The sequence below is a fragment of the Streptomyces sp. CNH189 genome (genome assembly GCF_000527195.1).
This window is the reverse complement of record NZ_AZUS01000007.1, coordinates 24,865-39,666: the sequence shown is the minus strand read 5'-3', so window position 1 is coordinate 39,666 and position 14,802 is coordinate 24,865. Positions and strand designations below refer to the sequence as shown.

Annotated in this window: 17 protein-coding genes; 8 read left to right on the top strand and 9 right to left on the bottom strand. The window is 72.4% G+C overall.

The genetic code is table 11. The features are described from left to right. The first annotated feature begins 22 nt into the window (after positions 1-22). Complete coding sequence (locus tag B100_RS34820; RefSeq protein WP_158686713.1) at positions 23-814, top strand: hypothetical protein; 792 nt, start codon at positions 23-25, stop codon at positions 812-814. A 44-nt stretch (positions 815-858) separates the two neighbouring features. Here the strand turns inward: B100_RS34820 and B100_RS35460 are convergent, their stop codons facing one another. Together B100_RS35460 and B100_RS35455 are read right to left on the bottom strand one after the other, a co-directional pair. Continuing rightward, complete coding sequence (locus tag B100_RS35460; RefSeq protein ID WP_078540863.1) at positions 859-1,203, bottom strand: transposase; 345 nt, start codon at positions 1,201-1,203, stop codon at positions 859-861. Then, positions 1,095-1,499 carry a transposase gene (locus B100_RS35455; RefSeq protein WP_486585626.1) on the bottom strand — a complete coding sequence of 135 codons (405 nt, stop codon included), beginning with the start codon at positions 1,497-1,499 and terminating at the stop codon, positions 1,095-1,097. Before B100_RS35455 ends, B100_RS35460 begins: the two co-directional genes overlap by 109 nt. Here B100_RS35455 and B100_RS0111700 point away from each other — a divergent pair. After that, positions 1,469-1,843: a DUF6193 family natural product biosynthesis protein gene (locus tag B100_RS0111700; RefSeq protein ID WP_486585633.1), complete on the top strand. Its 375-nt coding sequence runs from the start codon at positions 1,469-1,471 to the stop codon at positions 1,841-1,843. The genes B100_RS35455 and B100_RS0111700 overlap by 31 nt on opposite strands. A gap of 56 nt (positions 1,844-1,899) precedes the next feature. Here B100_RS0111700 and B100_RS0111695 read toward each other — a convergent pair whose 3' ends face one another. Next, on the bottom strand, positions 1,900-2,301 hold the full coding sequence (locus B100_RS0111695; RefSeq protein WP_024884621.1) for a VOC family protein: 402 nt from the start codon (positions 2,299-2,301) through the stop codon (positions 1,900-1,902). A 200-nt stretch (positions 2,302-2,501) separates the two neighbouring features. On the opposite strand from B100_RS0111695, the gene B100_RS0111690 reads away from it, so the two are divergent. Continuing rightward, the gene (locus B100_RS0111690) at positions 2,502-3,269 is read left to right on the top strand and encodes an SDR family oxidoreductase (RefSeq protein ID WP_024884620.1); all 768 of its coding nucleotides are present in this window, start codon (positions 2,502-2,504) and stop codon (positions 3,267-3,269) included. A gap of 71 nt (positions 3,270-3,340) precedes the next feature. Here the strand turns inward: B100_RS0111690 and B100_RS0111685 are convergent, their stop codons facing one another. Continuing rightward, entirely contained in the window at positions 3,341-4,249 is a 909-nt protein-coding gene (locus B100_RS0111685) for a LysR family transcriptional regulator (protein ID WP_024884619.1), read from the bottom strand. A gap of 184 nt (positions 4,250-4,433) precedes the next feature. On the opposite strand from B100_RS0111685, the gene B100_RS0111680 reads away from it, so the two are divergent. Together B100_RS0111680 and B100_RS0111675 are read left to right on the top strand one after the other, a co-directional pair. Further along, a complete protein-coding gene (locus B100_RS0111680; protein ID WP_024884618.1) occupies positions 4,434-5,081 on the top strand; it encodes a ThuA domain-containing protein in 648 nt (215 codons plus the stop codon). Positions 5,082-5,404: 323 nt separating this feature from the next. Beyond that, positions 5,405-6,955: a carboxylesterase family protein gene (locus B100_RS0111675; RefSeq protein ID WP_024884617.1), complete on the top strand. Its 1,551-nt coding sequence runs from the start codon at positions 5,405-5,407 to the stop codon at positions 6,953-6,955. A 16-nt stretch (positions 6,956-6,971) separates the two neighbouring features. On the opposite strand, the gene B100_RS0111670 is transcribed toward B100_RS0111675, so the two are convergent. After that, a complete protein-coding gene (locus B100_RS0111670; RefSeq protein ID WP_078540859.1) occupies positions 6,972-8,432 on the bottom strand; it encodes a GAF domain-containing SpoIIE family protein phosphatase in 1,461 nt (486 codons plus the stop codon). A 324-nt stretch (positions 8,433-8,756) separates the two neighbouring features. On the opposite strand from B100_RS0111670, the gene B100_RS0111665 reads away from it, so the two are divergent. Continuing rightward, complete coding sequence (locus B100_RS0111665; RefSeq protein WP_024884615.1) at positions 8,757-9,290, top strand: 2'-5' RNA ligase family protein; 534 nt, start codon at positions 8,757-8,759, stop codon at positions 9,288-9,290. 50 nt (positions 9,291-9,340) lie between these two features. Here B100_RS0111665 and B100_RS0111660 read toward each other — a convergent pair whose 3' ends face one another. Together B100_RS0111660 and B100_RS0111655 are read right to left on the bottom strand one after the other, a co-directional pair. Further along, positions 9,341-9,859: a GNAT family N-acetyltransferase gene (locus B100_RS0111660; protein ID WP_024884614.1), complete on the bottom strand. Its 519-nt coding sequence runs from the start codon at positions 9,857-9,859 to the stop codon at positions 9,341-9,343. 447 nt (positions 9,860-10,306) lie between these two features. Further along, on the bottom strand, positions 10,307-11,140 hold the full coding sequence (locus B100_RS0111655) for a hypothetical protein (protein ID WP_024884613.1): 834 nt from the start codon (positions 11,138-11,140) through the stop codon (positions 10,307-10,309). Positions 11,141-11,313: 173 nt separating this feature from the next. Between B100_RS0111655 and arr the strand changes: the two genes are divergently transcribed. Continuing rightward, positions 11,314-11,724, top strand: a complete 411-nt coding sequence (arr, locus tag B100_RS0111650; protein WP_024884612.1) for an NAD(+)--rifampin ADP-ribosyltransferase — start codon at positions 11,314-11,316, stop codon at positions 11,722-11,724. Between the two features lie 44 nt (positions 11,725-11,768). Then, on the top strand, positions 11,769-12,293 hold the full coding sequence (locus tag B100_RS0111645) for a hypothetical protein (protein ID WP_024884611.1): 525 nt from the start codon (positions 11,769-11,771) through the stop codon (positions 12,291-12,293). Between the two features lie 40 nt (positions 12,294-12,333). On the opposite strand, the gene rho is transcribed toward B100_RS0111645, so the two are convergent. Then, the gene (gene rho / locus B100_RS0111640; protein ID WP_024884610.1) at positions 12,334-13,503 is read right to left on the bottom strand and encodes a transcription termination factor Rho; all 1,170 of its coding nucleotides are present in this window, start codon (positions 13,501-13,503) and stop codon (positions 12,334-12,336) included. A 372-nt stretch (positions 13,504-13,875) separates the two neighbouring features. Beyond that, positions 13,876-14,790, bottom strand: coding sequence for a homocysteine S-methyltransferase (gene mmuM, locus B100_RS0111635; RefSeq protein WP_024884609.1), 915 nt, complete (start codon positions 14,788-14,790; stop codon positions 13,876-13,878). Positions 14,791-14,802 lie beyond the last annotated feature (12 nt).

Genomic DNA, 14,802 nt, shown 5'->3' with positions numbered 1-14,802 from the left:
TGCTGCTGGGATGATTGGGGGCATGCCACTGGATTGGTCGTCTCTGAAGCACGCCTATGGATTCGCATCCGACCTACCACGGCTCTTCGATGAGATCGGTGATCCCGAGCTGGCTGACGAGGCGTGGGAGGAGCTTTGGGCCTCTCTCTACCACCAGGGGTCGGTGTACTCGGCTAGCTTTGCCGCCGTGCCCGTTTTGGCGGACATCGCTACCGGTCGTAAGCCGGGCGGTCGTTGGCAGGCCCTTGGGCTGGCTGGCCGCATCGTCGTCGAGGAACAGCAGCTTCACGAGCCCGGCTACGTCCAGGCGCGCTACCCGGCTGCGATCAACGAGCTGCACCAGCTGACGCAGAACCACGTGACTGCAAGGCCCTTCGAGGGCGATGAAGACGACTTTCTGTACTGGCTGGAGCACCTTCTGGCTTTCGAGGGGGTGGCTTTCTGGAGGCGTAACCTGCGCCGCGATGAGCACCCCGTGGTGTGCCCCTCCTGCGCGCTGAGCTTGGAGATCGACCTCTCCCGCAGACTCCGAGGCACTCGCCATCGGGACCCGAACGCGCACTTTCGGGTTGTCGGCCACGAGGGCCCCATACTCACCGAGGTTCGCCGGGCAGCCCCCGCGGACCTGCCACCGCCGGCGTCCCGGGTGCACCGGCTGGCCGTCAGGGCCGAGCAGTCATCGGTCGCAGACCATCTGACCCATCTGTTCGGCCACACGACCTGTCCGGCCTGTGCGTCAGAGTTCTCGGTAGCGGACCAGATCGCGGCCTTCCAGGCACAGCAGTTCATGGGCGACCTGGACCAGCCGTCTTGAGGCGTCTCCAGCAGATGAGGCCACAGGCGAGTGAGACGAGGGCGTCATGCAGGTCGAGCCGTCGCTCCCAGCGGACAGCCAGGCGCTTGAAGTGGCTCACGGCGGTTGGGATTGCTGTCGTACCCCTTGTCGCCGAGCACGGCGTCGGGGCGGTGCCGTGGACGGCCGAGCCTGCCGGCCACGGCCGGGATCCCGTCGACCAAGGCCAGGCTCTGGGTTACGTCGTTGACGTTGGCGGCGGTAGTGATGACTTCGAACGGGGTGCCCTTCCCGTCGCAAATCAGATGGTGTTTGCTGCCCGTCTTCCCGCGGTCGACGGGTGACGGGCCAGTGGCCTCGCCCCCTTCTTCGCGCGGATGTGGGAGGCATCCACGCAGGCCCGCGACCATTCCAGGTCGCCGGCCACGTGCAACTCGCCGAGCAAGAGACGGTGCAACTGCTCGAAGACACCGGGCTCGTGCCACCGGCCCAGTCGGCGCCAGCAGGTCTGTCCGGAGTCGAACCCGAGTTCAAGCGGCAACAGTTGCCAACTGACGTCGTTGTAGAGCACGTACAAGATGCCCTGCAGGCACAGCCAGCGGGTGGACGACCGCGGTATCCAACGACCCGCACAATCACGGCATGACCAATACCGTCGAAGCAGCCTGACGCAAGATCCTGACCACTGCGGGCGAACCTTGCCCACCGAAAGGATCGCCGCTGTTCGCTCCGTTCGCCGAGCTGGTGCTCGTGGCGCATGCGCAACCGCTGCTTCGTCAGCTCCACCCGTGGACCGGTATGTGGGAGCTGCACTTCAGCAGGTGCACAGAGATCCGCCACACCTGGGACATCCCCTACATCGGCATGCTGCGGGACGGCCGGTACTACGTGGAAGGGCCGAGCCGAACCAGCCCGCGGATCGCCGAGACGGACAGCGCCCAAGCTGCGGTGGCGATGGTCATTGATCGCCTGCCGCCGCACTGCGGCCCCGCCTCCATCGGCAATGCGGCGGAACTGGCCGCCTACGAGAGGGCACAGGACAGCAGGTAAAGACGGTCAGCCCGGGGCTCCGCGGAAGCGGCCCCTCGAGCAACTGCGAACGGGGCCTACTCGCCCGTGGACAGCGGCGCGAACAGGTCCACGCCGTTGCCGTCCGGGTCGAGGACGACCGCGTACCGCTGTCCCCACTCCGCGTCCCACGGCTTCAACTCGGCGTGGGCGCCGGACTCCACCATCTCGGCGAACAGCGCGTCGACCTCGGGAGGGCTGTCGCACCGTACGGCCAGGGAGGTCCGGCCCTCGCCCGAGGGGGCCCGCCACCGCGGGTGGAAGGACCGGACCACCTCCTCACTGTCCAGCAAGAGGCGCATGCCGCCCGGCAGTTCCGCTTCCACGTGTCCCTGTGTCCCGGCCCCGTCGGGGAACGCCAGCCCGAGGCGCCGGTAGAAGGCGACGGAGGCGGCCATGTCCGAGACGACCATCCCGATGGCATCGAATCGTGCACTCATGCCGCCCACCGTAGGGAGGCCGGCGCCGGGCGTCTTGAACGAATCGGACACGGCGCCCTCGGCGCCATAGGCGATGCCTATGTCCTCCGCTCACATTTCGTCTTTGCTTCATGATTCGACGCGAACGTACGGTTTTCTCATCGCGAATCCCGGTTTCCACCGAGGAAATCGCATGGATGATTCAGTGAAAGGACCGTGCAATGTCCACAGAGCAGAACGAGAAGTCCGCCACCGGGGAACTCGCCGGAAAGCGGGCCCTCGTCACCGGCGGCACGCGGGGGATCGGAGCGGCCGTCGTACGGCAGCTCCTCGATGCCGGCGCCGAGGTGCTGACCACCGCCCGGTCGGAGTCGGGGACCGTCCCGGAGGGCGCCCGGTTCGCGGCGGCCGACGTGCGGACCCGGGCGGGTGCGGAGTCGCTCGCCGAGGCCGTGGCGGACGCCCTGGGCGGGGTGGACATCGTCGTCCACAACGCGGGCGGCGCCGGCCCGCACCCCAGCGCGCTGGCCATCCCGGACGAGGAGTGGCAGGACGCCCTGGACCTCAACTACCTCTCGGCGGTCCGGCTGGACGCCCTGCTCGCACCGGGGATGCGCGACCGGCGGGCAGGGGCGATCGTCCACGTGTCGTCGGCCGTCGTACCCGTCCCGGGACCGCTGTTCCTGCACTACACGGCGGCCAAGGCGGCCCTGGAGAACTACAGCCGGGGACTGGCCACCGAACTGGCCCCCGCCGGCGTCCGGGTCAACACCGTGACACCGGGCCGGACGGCCACCCCCGGCGGCGAGGAGACGCGCCGGCAGTGGGCGGCCCTGAGCGACACCACCGGCGCCACGTCGACCCCGCCCCTCGGCCGCGAGGGACTGCCCGACGACATCGCCCACGCGGTCCTGTACCTCGTCTCCGACCGCGCAAGCTGGGTGACCGGCACCAATCTCGTCGTGGACGGCGGCGAATTCCCCCGGTGAATTTCGTGAATTTCGTGAATTTCGTGAGTCCGCGAAATCCGTGAATGCGATGCAGGGCGGCGGAGGGCGGGTCAAGAAACCCGGGAAAGGGTGAAGGGTTCCGATGCGGAGCCGGGCCAGTTCTCGTGGCGGAGCAGGTCGAGGAGGGTGATCTCGGCGGGGCCGCCGTCCTGCCGGACCACGGCGATGACCGGCCGGGAGAGGGCCGGGGACACCGGGCGGGCGAGGTGCTCGTGCTCGGGCGGCACCGCCGACGCCGGGAGGAGGGTCACGCCCAGCCCCTGCGCCGCCCAGCGCACCGCCGTCGCCGCCTGGGACACCCGGGCGGCGGTGGCCGGCGCCAGGCCGTTGTCCCGCAGCACCTTCAGCAGGACGGCGTCGAGGGTGCTGTCCCGGTCGAACCGCACCCACGGCTCGCCCTCCAGGTCACGCAACTCCACCCGCTCGGAGCCGAGGTGTGGGTGACCCTCACCCAGCACCACGACGAGCTCCTCGTCACCGAGGTGATGGGCGTCGGAGGGGGCCCGGGTGCACGCCGCCATCAGCGCGAAGTCCAGCGCCCCGCGCCGGCACAACCGGTCCAGCTCCGCCGCGCTCGGCTCCTCGAACACGGTGATCTCCAACCGGGGGAAGCGGCGCCGCAGTTCGCCCAGCGCCCGGGGCAGCTGCCGGGTACCGAAGCCCATCTGCACGGCGACCACCAGCTCGCCCACCAGGTCCTCGGCACCGGCCCGGGCCGTCGCCCGCGCCCTCCGGGACGCGCTCACGGCGACCTCGGCCTCCCGCAGGAACGCCCGGCCGACCGTGGTGGGCACCAGCCCGGTCGGCGTGCGGGCGAACAGCTTCACGCCGAGTTCCCGTTCCAGGCCGCGGATCTGCTGGGACACCGACGGCTGGGCCACGTGCAGCCGTTCGGCGGCGGCGGTCACCGAGCCCTCTTCGGCGACGGCCAGGGCGTACTCGTACTGGCGCAGGCTCATCAGCTCCGTCGTCCCTTCCCGCTCCCGCGGCGGACCGCCGCTGCCGTCATCGTAGGTGCGGGTGCCGGCACGCGGCGGGGACGGGTTCCGGGCCCACGCCACGCCGCGGCCGTCCTCGCGACCGTGCCCCGCCTCAGCCGCCCCCCTGACGGCGCCCGGCGCACGCGCGCGTAGGCTCCCGCGCATGTCCGACCCCGCGCTGCTCGTCTACACCCGCACCACCGACTACCGGCACGACTCCATCCCGGCCGGTGTCGCCGCCCTGCGCGCCCTCGGCGGTTTCGACGTCCACGCCCACGAGGACCCGGCGGCGCTCGAGGAGCCGCTCGACCGTTACGCGGCGGTCGTGTTCCTCTCCACCAGCGGTGACGTACTCACCCCCGCCGGCCGCGAGCGGCTCGCGGCGTACGTCGAGGCGGGCGGCGGGTTCGTCGGCGTGCACGCGGCGGCCTGCACCGAGTACGACTGGCCGTACTACGGCGAACTCCTGGGCGCCCGCTTCGACCACCACCCCCCGCTCCAGCCCGGCCGCGCGGTCGTCGAGGACCACGGCCACCCGGCCACCCGGCACCTGCCGGCCGTCTGGGGGCTCACCGACGAGTGGTACGACTTCCGCACCAACCCGCGTCCCGCCGTACGCGTCCTGCTCTCGGCGGACGAGTCCTCGTACGACGGCGGCACCATGGGCGCCGACCACCCCCTGGCCTGGTGCCGTGAGCAGGGCTCGGGCAGGGTCTTCTACACCTCGCTCGGCCACACCTGCGAGATCTACGACGACCCGGACTTCCGCGCCCACCTGCGCGGCGGGATCACCTGGGCCGCGGCCCGCTGACCTCCCGCAGCCCCTTCGTGACGCGGCGGCGGGTGTCACTGTGCCCCGTTCGGCCCATCGGGCCCACCCACCTCTTCGCCGGACGGAAACCGTTCCCCGCTGTAGCCGAGGGCTCAGGGCGGGAAGAACCTCTCCACGTGACGGGGGGTCCGCCCCCGTGCGCGGGCAGGAATACCGCTGGGCGGTGTGGTGCTCTTGTTGTCACCGGTGGGTTCGGTCCGGTGCCGCAGGCTCGGAGCCGGGGCCTGTGGCGATGACGGAGCGGCAGGCGGCCGGGTGGCATGGTGCGCGGGAGCACGTGCGGGCGAAGGGCTGGTGGGCACATGACGGCGGACCGCGAGAACCCGGTGACCACAACGGCGTACGGCGCCGTGCGCGGCCGGTGGGAGCGGGGCGTCGCCGTGTTCCGCGGCATCCCGTACGCGGCGCCCCCCTTCGGGCCGCGGCGCTTCCGCCCGCCCGTCCCGCCGGAACCCTGGGACGGCGTGCGCGACGCCGGCGCCTTCGGCCCGACGGCGCCGAAACCCCCGTACTCCCCGGCCTTCGCCGAGTACCTGTCCGACCCCGACATCGCGGGCGACGACTGCCTCAACCTGAACGTCTGGACCCCCGACCCGTCCCCGGACGCCCGGCTCCCGGTCCTGGTCTGGCTGCACGGCGGCGCCCTGACCAGGGGATCCTCCGCCGTCCCGGTGTACGACGGCAGCACCTTCGCCCGCGACGGCGTGGTCTTCGTGTCCCTCAACTACCGCCTCGGCGTGGAGGGGTACGGCCTCTTCCCGGACGCCCCCGCCAATGCCGGCCTGCGCGACCAGCTCGCCGCGCTCCAGTGGGTGCACGAGTCGATAGCCGCCTTCGGCGGGGACCCCGGCCGGATCACCCTGGCCGGCCAGTCCGCCGGGGCCATCAGCGCCGGCGCGCTCGTCGCCGCTCCGCAGGCCCAGGGGCTGGTGCGGCAGGCCGTCCTGCAGAGCGGACCGCCGGAGTCCACGGAGCGGGACAAGGCGCGGCGCATGGTGCGCCGGATGGCCGGCCGCCTCAAGGTGCCCGCCACCGCCGAGGCCTTCGCCGGCGTCGACCGTGAGCAGCTGCTCCGTGCGCAGGCCGACGTCGGCCGCCTCGGCGGTCCGGTGCTCGGCGGGCCCGCATTCGGCATCGTCGTCGACGGCGATCTGGTCCCGCGCGACCCCCTGGAGGCCCTCACCGACGGCGCGGCCCCCGGCGTCACCCTGCTGACCGGCTGGACCCGCGACGAGTACCGCCTGTGGCTCGTCCCCGGCGGTCTGGCGGAACGCGTCGACCGCCTCGGCGCCGTCGCCCTGGCCGGCGCGATGGCCCGCTGCCGCTGCGGCAGCGAGGTCCCACGCGGTTACCGCGCCCTGCACCCGGGCGCCGGCACCGCCGGGACCGTCGGCCAGATGGTCACCGACCACCTGCTCCGCAACCCCCTGCACCGCCTGTCCGACGGCCGCACGGAACCGTCGTACGTCTTCGAGTTCGCCTGGCCGTCCAGCCGGCCCGGCATGGGCGCCTGCCACGCCCTGGAGCTGGGCTTCGTCTTCGACAGCGGCGACAGCCCCGACGCCCGCAAGCTCGCGGGCGAGGGGGCACCGCAGGACCTGGCCGACGCCATGCACGGGGCGTGGGTACGGTTCGTCACCGACGGCACCCCGGGCTGGGAGCGGTGGGGACCGGACCACCCGGTGCGGGTGTTCGGCGACGGCGCGCCGCACACCGTCCACGGCCCCCGTGACCGCGAGCTGGCCCTGTGGACCACGCCCGCCGCCGAACGGGCCGCGCAGGCGCCACAGTCCCCCGAGCTCCGTTCGGTCGTCCGCCGCCTGCGCCGCAGCGGCGCCCTGCGGCGGACCTGAGGACGCCTCGGAGGGGTCAGCGCTCCTTGTCCTCCGGTGCGGCCGGCCGCGGGCAGCGGATGCCGGCGGGGATGCGCAGGGCGAGCAGCGCCATGTCGTCCTGGCCGTCGCTCGGATGATGGTCGGCCAGGACCCGCACGAACTCCTTCAGCGGCCGTTCGGCGTGGGTGGCGGCGAGGTCGGCGAGCGCCGTCAGGCCCTCGTCGATGGAGCGCGCGTGGTGCTCGACCAGCCCGTCCGTGAAGAACAGCAGGATGGAGCCCGCGGGCAGCGGGTGCGTGTGGTCCGGCCGCTCCATGCCCGTGCGCACGCCGAGCGGCAGCCCCGGCTCGGCCTCCAGGTACTCGGTCTCCAGGTCCGGTCCGACCAGCAGCGGCGGGAAGTGCCCGGCGGTGCTCCAGCGCAGCACCCAGCCGGTCTCCTGCGGCTCGATACGGGCCAGGCAGACGGTGGTGACCGGGATGTCGGTGGTGGTCAGCAGCGTGCGGTCCAACTGCCCGAGGACCTGGCTGGGAGGGTTGCGGAGGTCGTAGAGCAGGGCACGGAGCATGCTGTTGATCCGAGCCATGGCGGCGGCCGCGTACAGGTCGTGACCGCCGACGTCACCGATCATCACGCCGACCGCGCCGTCGGGCAGCACGACGGCGTCGTACCAGTCCCCGCCGAGCTGGTTGGGCCGGGTGGCGGGCCGGTACACGGTGGCGGCCTCGAACGGCCTCAGGTCGGGCAGCGCGGGCAGCAGCAGGCGCTGGAACCGCTCGGCGCTGTCCCGGACCTGCCCGAACAGGCGGGCGTTCTCGATGGCGATGCCGGCGGCGCCGGCGAGGGCCACGACGATGTCCTCGTCCTCCGGGTCGAAGGGGCGGCCGTCGCTCCGCTCGGAGAGGTAGAGGTCGCCGTAGATCTCGCCGCGGACGCTGATGGCCACCCCCAGCAGGGTCCGCATCGGCGGATGGCCGGGCGGGAAGCCCGCCGAGGAGGGATGGGACGGGATGCTCTCGACGCGCAGCGGCTCCGGGTTGTGGATCAGCAGACCGAGCACGCCCCGGCCGTGCGGAAAGGGAATCCCGGAGAGGGCCGCGCGCTCGTCCTCGTCGAGCCCCGCCGTGATGAACTCCTTCAGGTACTCACCGGACTCGTGCAGCACCCCCAGGGCGCCGTAGCGGGCGCCGACCAGGTCCATCGCGGTGGTGACGATCCGCCGCAGCACCGAGGAGAGGTCCAGCTCGCCGCTGATCGACAGGACCGCGTCCAGCAGCCCTTGAAGGCGGTCCTTGGCGTCGGCGAGCGCCCGCAGCTGGGTGCCGATCCGTTCCAGCTCGGCGTCCAGGTGCAGTCGGAGGTCCGGGACCTGGGGCGGCTGCGAGCCCGCCGGGCCGTCCCGCGGCCCGGACCCCTGCTGCTCGCTCAACGGGCACACTCCGGTGCCCAGGAGGCCGTCGCCCGCCGGGCACGGCGGCTCCGCCCGTCCAGCCATCCATGCGAGGGGTACACCCGGCCTCCCGGCACGACCGTGATCGAACAAAACCACAGCATGACACGGACAAACAGGGCATCTCTCGCTTTGGTAGGCCGTCGGCATGCCGCCCGGACGGGGGTGCGGAGGCGAGCGCCGCTCCGTGGGCGTCAACCGGTGAGCGCGACACGCGGGGGGGACGGCGGTCTCGCTGCGGACGTCTACGACCTTGGGGCTCATGGCGTCGCTGAGGGCTGCCGCGGGCCCTTCGACGCGGCGCAGCCGCGCCGGCCCCGGGGGCCTGCCGGGCAGGAGAGGGCAGGAAGGTCCACGTAGGCTGCTGCGGTGCGCACGGTGGAACTGTTGTTGGACGAGGCGGCGGACGCGGCGGTACGGGAGGCCTGGCGGCGGCTCGCGGACGCCGGGCTGCCGAGTCAGGCGCGCCACCGTTCACCGACCAACAGCCCGCACCTGACCCTGGCGTCCTGCCCGGAGCTGACGGCACCGATCCGCTGGGAACTGGCCGAGGTGGCAGCCGCGCTGCCGCTGCCGGTGCGGTTCGACGGGGTGATCCGTTTCGAGCGGCCCACCTCGGTGCTGGCCTGGTCGCTGGAGCTCGACTCCACGCTGGCCGACCTGCACCGCAGGGTGTGGGAGGCGGTGGTCTCGGACAGCCCGCCCGAGACCCTCAGTCCCTTCCACGCGCCGGGTCGCTGGAGCCCGCACATCACCCTCGGCCGTACCCGCCGCCCCGGCGCCTTCGCGGGGCGCCGAGTCCCCGAACTCCTCCCGCCCCCACCCCTGTCGGCCCACCTCACCACCCTCCGAAGCTTCGACACCGAGACGGGCACCCTGGAAATCCTGACCGCCCGCGCCTGACGGTCCGCAACGGACGGAAGTCGGCAGTCACGACCTGTGGATCGTTGCATTCACCGCCCGATGGTCCGTTGCCATCGGATCTCGCCTTCGTGCCATGCGTCGGTGGGCGTGAGCCCCGCGGCAGTGGCGACGGAGGCGGATGCCCGGTGTTCGGGGTGGATGTGGGCGATGACGGTGTGTACCGGCTGCAGGCTGAGCCAGTCGACGAGTCCCCGGGCCGCTTCGACGGCGATGCCCTTGCCTTGCCACGGGGTCCCGACCACCCAGGCGATCTCGGCGATGGGGCCGTGGACGGCGGGACCGACCGTCGCCTGGACGGTGCCCGTCAGGCAGGACTCGTCGCGAAGCCGGATCACCCAGTTCAGCCAGGACGTGGCCGGGTCGGGAGACCCCGCGGTCATGCGCTGATAGCGCGAGCGCAGGGCTCGCGGGGTGTCGGGAGCGCCGCCGATGAAGGTGTGCAGGGCCGGATCCGACAGCACTGCGGCCATCTCCTCGGCGTGCTCGACGCGCAGCGGCAGCAGGTCCAGCCGCCTGGTGCTGAGGGCCTGGGCCGCGAGAACGCTCATGCTGGGACCGCCTTGATGAGGAAGGCGGCGTGGGGCACCCTTGGCGCGCCTCGGGCGCTACTCGCAGCCGTGAGTGGAGCGAACAGCTTCAGGTCGGAGTGTGGCCCAGGGTTCGGCTCGCCAGGTCGGCAGGCCTTTGTCCAGCCATTCCTCGACGGTCCTCCGCCAAGGGGGCGCGGTACTCGGGTGGCAGGGGCAGCCCGATCTCCTGCTCGAGCGCAGCGCACTCGCCCGGGTCGAACGGTCTGAACGGCCCGCCCGCCAGGCGACCTCTGTACCAACGTGAGAGCTCCTCCGCCATGGGACGGATTGTCACATGGCACCGCGGCCGCGCGGGGCCACGCCCGGCAGGTGCGGAGTCGCGCTCTCCGCCTGAGGCTGTCGTACGGCGATCTGGGCGGCCGGGCCCGGGCCGCCGGAAGAGTCCGGGGGCCCGGGCCGGTGGGGTCAGCGTGGGGCGTTCAGGTGGTCGGTGATCCGGTCGTGGAGTTCGTGTGGGAGGTGGACGGCCCAGCGGTCGGCCGCCTCCGACGCCAGGTCGCGGCTCCAGCGCCAGCTGTTACGTGCCGCCGTGCGCACGTCCCCGTCGCGGACGACAGCCGTCGTGGTGACGTAACGCCGGCGGTCGGCCTCCGGCAGGTCCTGTTCGAGCGCGCGGCTCGGGGTGAGCCAGTGGGCCGTGCTGTCACGCAGCAGCCGGCACAGTTGCAGTTGCTGGGGTGCGATGACGCCGTGCAGCAGGGCGTGCGCACGGGCGATCTCGCCGCGGGCCAGTACGTGGGCGAGCATGAGGGTCCAGTTGGTCAGCTCGTCGGTGAGCTGCTGGGCCGTGGTCACCGGCTCGGGCGGCTGGAAGGCGGCCAGTTGCCGGGCCGCCCGGGTGAGGCGGCCGGTCCGGTCGAGCAGGACGGCGTCGTCGGGGCGGGGCAGATGCACCATGCCCTGCCAGGTGGGGACTTCGTCGACACCGGGGCCGGCGGGGGTGAGGTGGAACTCGCCGCGCATCAGGTCGTCGAAGACGACGGCGAGGATGCCGTACATGTTCGTGTAGGCGAGCTGGAGCGGTGCGAGCTGTGCCAGGAAGGCAGGGCCGTCGAAGTCGGCGAGGTGGTCGTCCTGGATGTAGAGGTACGCCTCGATGTCGGAGTGGGCGTCGGCCTCGCCCACGGTCCACGAGCCGTAGAGCAGCACGCCCTCCAGCCGGGAGTCGGCGTGGGCGAGCTCTCGCAGGCGCGCGATGCGGTCGTCCAGGGCGGAACGGCGGGCAGAGTGAACGGACATGGTGGGGTGGTGTCTCCTGAGGTGAGCGCGCGGGCACGCTGGCGGAGCCCGGCACCTGCCGGGCGATGTCCGGGGGCGTCGTGGCGCGCTCAGGAGAAGATGCCCATGATCGAGAGCATAGGGGACGGACTGGCCGTCAGGTCCGCGGACACCCGCTTGCTAGCCTGTGCCGAATGGATGAGGTGCTGGACGAGGGGCCGTTCTACCACGGTACGAAGGCCGAGCTGCAGGCCGGTGATCTCCTCACCGCCGGTTTCCGTTCCAACTACCGGCCCGAGATCGTGATGAACCACATCTACTTCACCGCGTCGCGCGACGGTGCGGGCCTCGCCGCCGAGATCGCCTCCGGCGACGGAACCCCGCACGTGTATCTCGTCGAACCGACCGGGGAGTTCGAGAACGACCCCAACGTCACCGACAAGAAGTTCCCCGGCAATCCCACCCGCTCGTATCGCAGCAGGGAACCGCTCCGGATCGTCGGCGAGGTCACGGACTGGACGCGACTGACCCCCGAGGCCCTCCAGATGTGGCGGGACCGACTGGCCGCCATTCGTACGGACGACCGTGCCGAAATCATCAACTGACGTGTGGCCCGTTGCCGCCCGTTGCCTGACTGGAGGTCACCCGCGTGGTCGTCGCTCGGACGGTCGTCGGAGTCGCGTCGGCTCTCACGGTGTTCGCCCTGTCCGGCTGCTCCCTCGTCTGGCAGTGCGAGGACACGACCGCCGAACGCGGTGAGGCCGAGGTCAAGGTGGAGGTCGAGAACACGTCCGGGCGGCCGATGGGGATCACCGCCGAAGTCGTCGACTGGCGTCTCGAACCTCACCCTCAGGTCCCCGACGAAGGCGACCACGTCCACTTCCGCCTCCGCTTCGACGGCGCCGAGACCGTCAGCCGCGTCGCGGTGGACGTGTGCGCGGTCGACAAGGAGCGCGTGGCGGCAGGGTGTGAGCTGGTCTACACGTCGGATGCCGGCCCGAACCGTGACAACATCGCCGACATGTGGTTCTCCGTCGACCACCCCGAGCACGTCGCCGACGTGCTGGTGATTGCCAACGACCAGTCCTACGTCGGGCGGACCTGCGAAGAGGACATCAAGGACGGCGGCGGGGAGCATCCGCCGGCACGGGCCGCCGTCGGCGACCAGCTGTGAGTTCGTACGACCGTCGTGGCGACAGCCGACCGCTGTGGCGTCAGCCGGCCGGCAGGGTCGGGCGGACCTGGTGGAGGAAGGCCGCGTTGTCCGGCGTCTCGCGCATGCGCCCCAGCAGGGTCTCCAGGTCGGCCGAGCCGTCCCGGGACTGCAGTGCCCGCCGCAGGCCCTGCGTGGCGGACAACTCCTGCGGGGTGAGCAGCAGTTCCTCCCGACGCGTTCCCGACAGGGTGATGTCGACGGCCGGGAACAGCCGGCGTGACGCCGACTCGCGGCTCAGCCGCAGCTCCATGTTGCCGGTGCCCTTGAGCTCCTCGAAGTAGAAGTCGTCGGCACGCGACCCGGTCTCCACCAGCGCGGAGGCGAGGATCGTCAGCGAACCGCCCTCCTCCGTCTGCCGGGCGGCGCCGAAGAACCGCTTCGGACCGAGCAGCGCACCGGCGTCCACGCCACCGCTGAGGGTGCGGCCCCCAGGTCCTGCCGCGTTGTTGTACGCGCGGCACAGCCGCGTCAGCGAGTCCAGCAGTACGACGACGTCCTCACCGGCCTCCGCCAGCCGCTTGGCCCGCTCCACCACCAGCTCGGCGAGCGCGATGTGCTGCTTGGCGGGGCGGTCGAACGTGGACGCGTACACCTCGCCGCGTACCGAGCGGCGCATGTCGGTGACCTCCTCGGGGCGTTCGTCGAGCAGCACCACCATCAGCCGGCACTCGGGGTGGTTGCCCGCGACGGCTGCCGCGAGCTGCTGGATGAGGACGGTCTTGCCGGTCTTGGGCGGCGCCACGAGCAGTCCGCGCTGCCCCTTGCCCACCGGGGCGAGCAGGTCGATGACCCGGCCCGCGAGCCCGGACGCGCGGTGTTCGAGGCGCAGCCGGCGGTGCGGGTGAAGGGGAGTCAGGTCACGGAAGTGCGGCCGTCCCGCGAGCGATCGGGGCGTACGGCCGTCGACCCGGGCCACCTCGCTGAGCGAGCGCCGGTCGCCGAGGACGCCCTCCACCAGGTCGCCCTTGCGCAGGCCGTGCCGGCGGACCAGGGCGGCGGATACGACGGGGTCGGACGAGGCGGCCGTGAGACCGGCGCCGCGCAGGTGCCCCTTGCCGGTGGCGTCGACGTCCAGGACGCCGGTGACGGTGACGGACTGGGACTGCTGACGCGCGGAGGTCTGACGCGCGGAGGTCTGAAGGGCGGGGCGGTCGAGAGCGGTGGTCATGTGGTCGGTCCTTTCGGGGACAGCAACACGAAGAGGAGGGCGGGAGCCGCGATCTTCGGGGGAGGGCGTGCGCGCGCCTCCCTAGCGGCGGGAACCGCACCGCGGTCGCATCGCGGGACGCAACCGACGCATGCGGGGAAGCCGTACGTGGGCGGTGCGAAGGCCGACGTGACGGCGAAAGAAGAGAAGCCGAAGCGAAGAAGGTGTCGGCGATGAAGATCGGCCCGGCGCCGGACGGCGGCGCTGCATGGCACTCATGGCACCGTACCACGGTGCGCGGAGCCCGCGGGAGGACTCGCCGGCGCCGGACGGGGCCGGGCCGCCGTGCGATCGTGCCGCCGTGCGATGCGCGGCAGTGCGGCCGAAAGGGCCTTACGACGCCTTGAGCGCGTCCGCGATCGACGTGATCGTCTCCGGTCCCACCCGGCAGCACCCGCCGATCAGCCGTGCCCCCGACTCCCGCCAGCCCGTCACGCGGGAGGACGCGAAGGTGGCCTCGCCGGTCCACGCCCGGGCACGGGCGTCCCACTGTTCGCCGCTGTTGGGGTACACCACGACCGGCTTCCCCGTCACGCGGGCGGCCACGGCGACCGCGTGGTCCGCGTCCTCGGGGGTGCAGCAGTTGACGCCGACCGCGATCACCTCGTCGGCCCGCGCGGCCAGTGCGAACGCGTCCTCCAGCGGCTGACCCGCCCGCGTCCGGCCGCCCGCCGCCGAGTACGACAGCCAGACCGGCACCCCCAGGCCGCGCACCGCGCGCAGCAGCGCCTCGGCCTCGTCGGTGTCGGGGACCGTCTCCAGCGCGAGGACGTCCGGGGCGGCGGACGCCAGGACCTCCGCCCTGGGGCGGTGGAAGCGTTCCAGCTCCGCGACCGTCAGCCCGTAGCGGCCCCGGTACTCGGAGCCGTCCGCGAGCATCGCCCCGTACGGGCCGACGGAGGCCGCCACCCACAGCGGGCGGCGCGGGCCCCGGGCGCGCGAGGCGGCCGTACGGGCGCACTCCACGCTCAGCGCCAGCAGCTCCGAGGCCCGCTCACGGCCGGTCCCGCGGCGCGCGAAGCCCTCGAACGTCGCCTGGTAGCTGGCCGTGATCGCCACGTCCGCGCCCGCCTCGAAGTACGCGAGGTGCGCCGCCGTGACCGCCTCCGGGTCCTCCGCGAGGAGCCGCGCGGACCACAGCTCGTCGGAAAGGTCGTGGCCGGCCGCCGCGAGCTGGTTGGACATGCCGCCGTCCAGGACGACCGTGCCGTCCGCCAGGGCCGAGGCGAGGGATGCCGTGGTGCTCATACGCCGACGCTA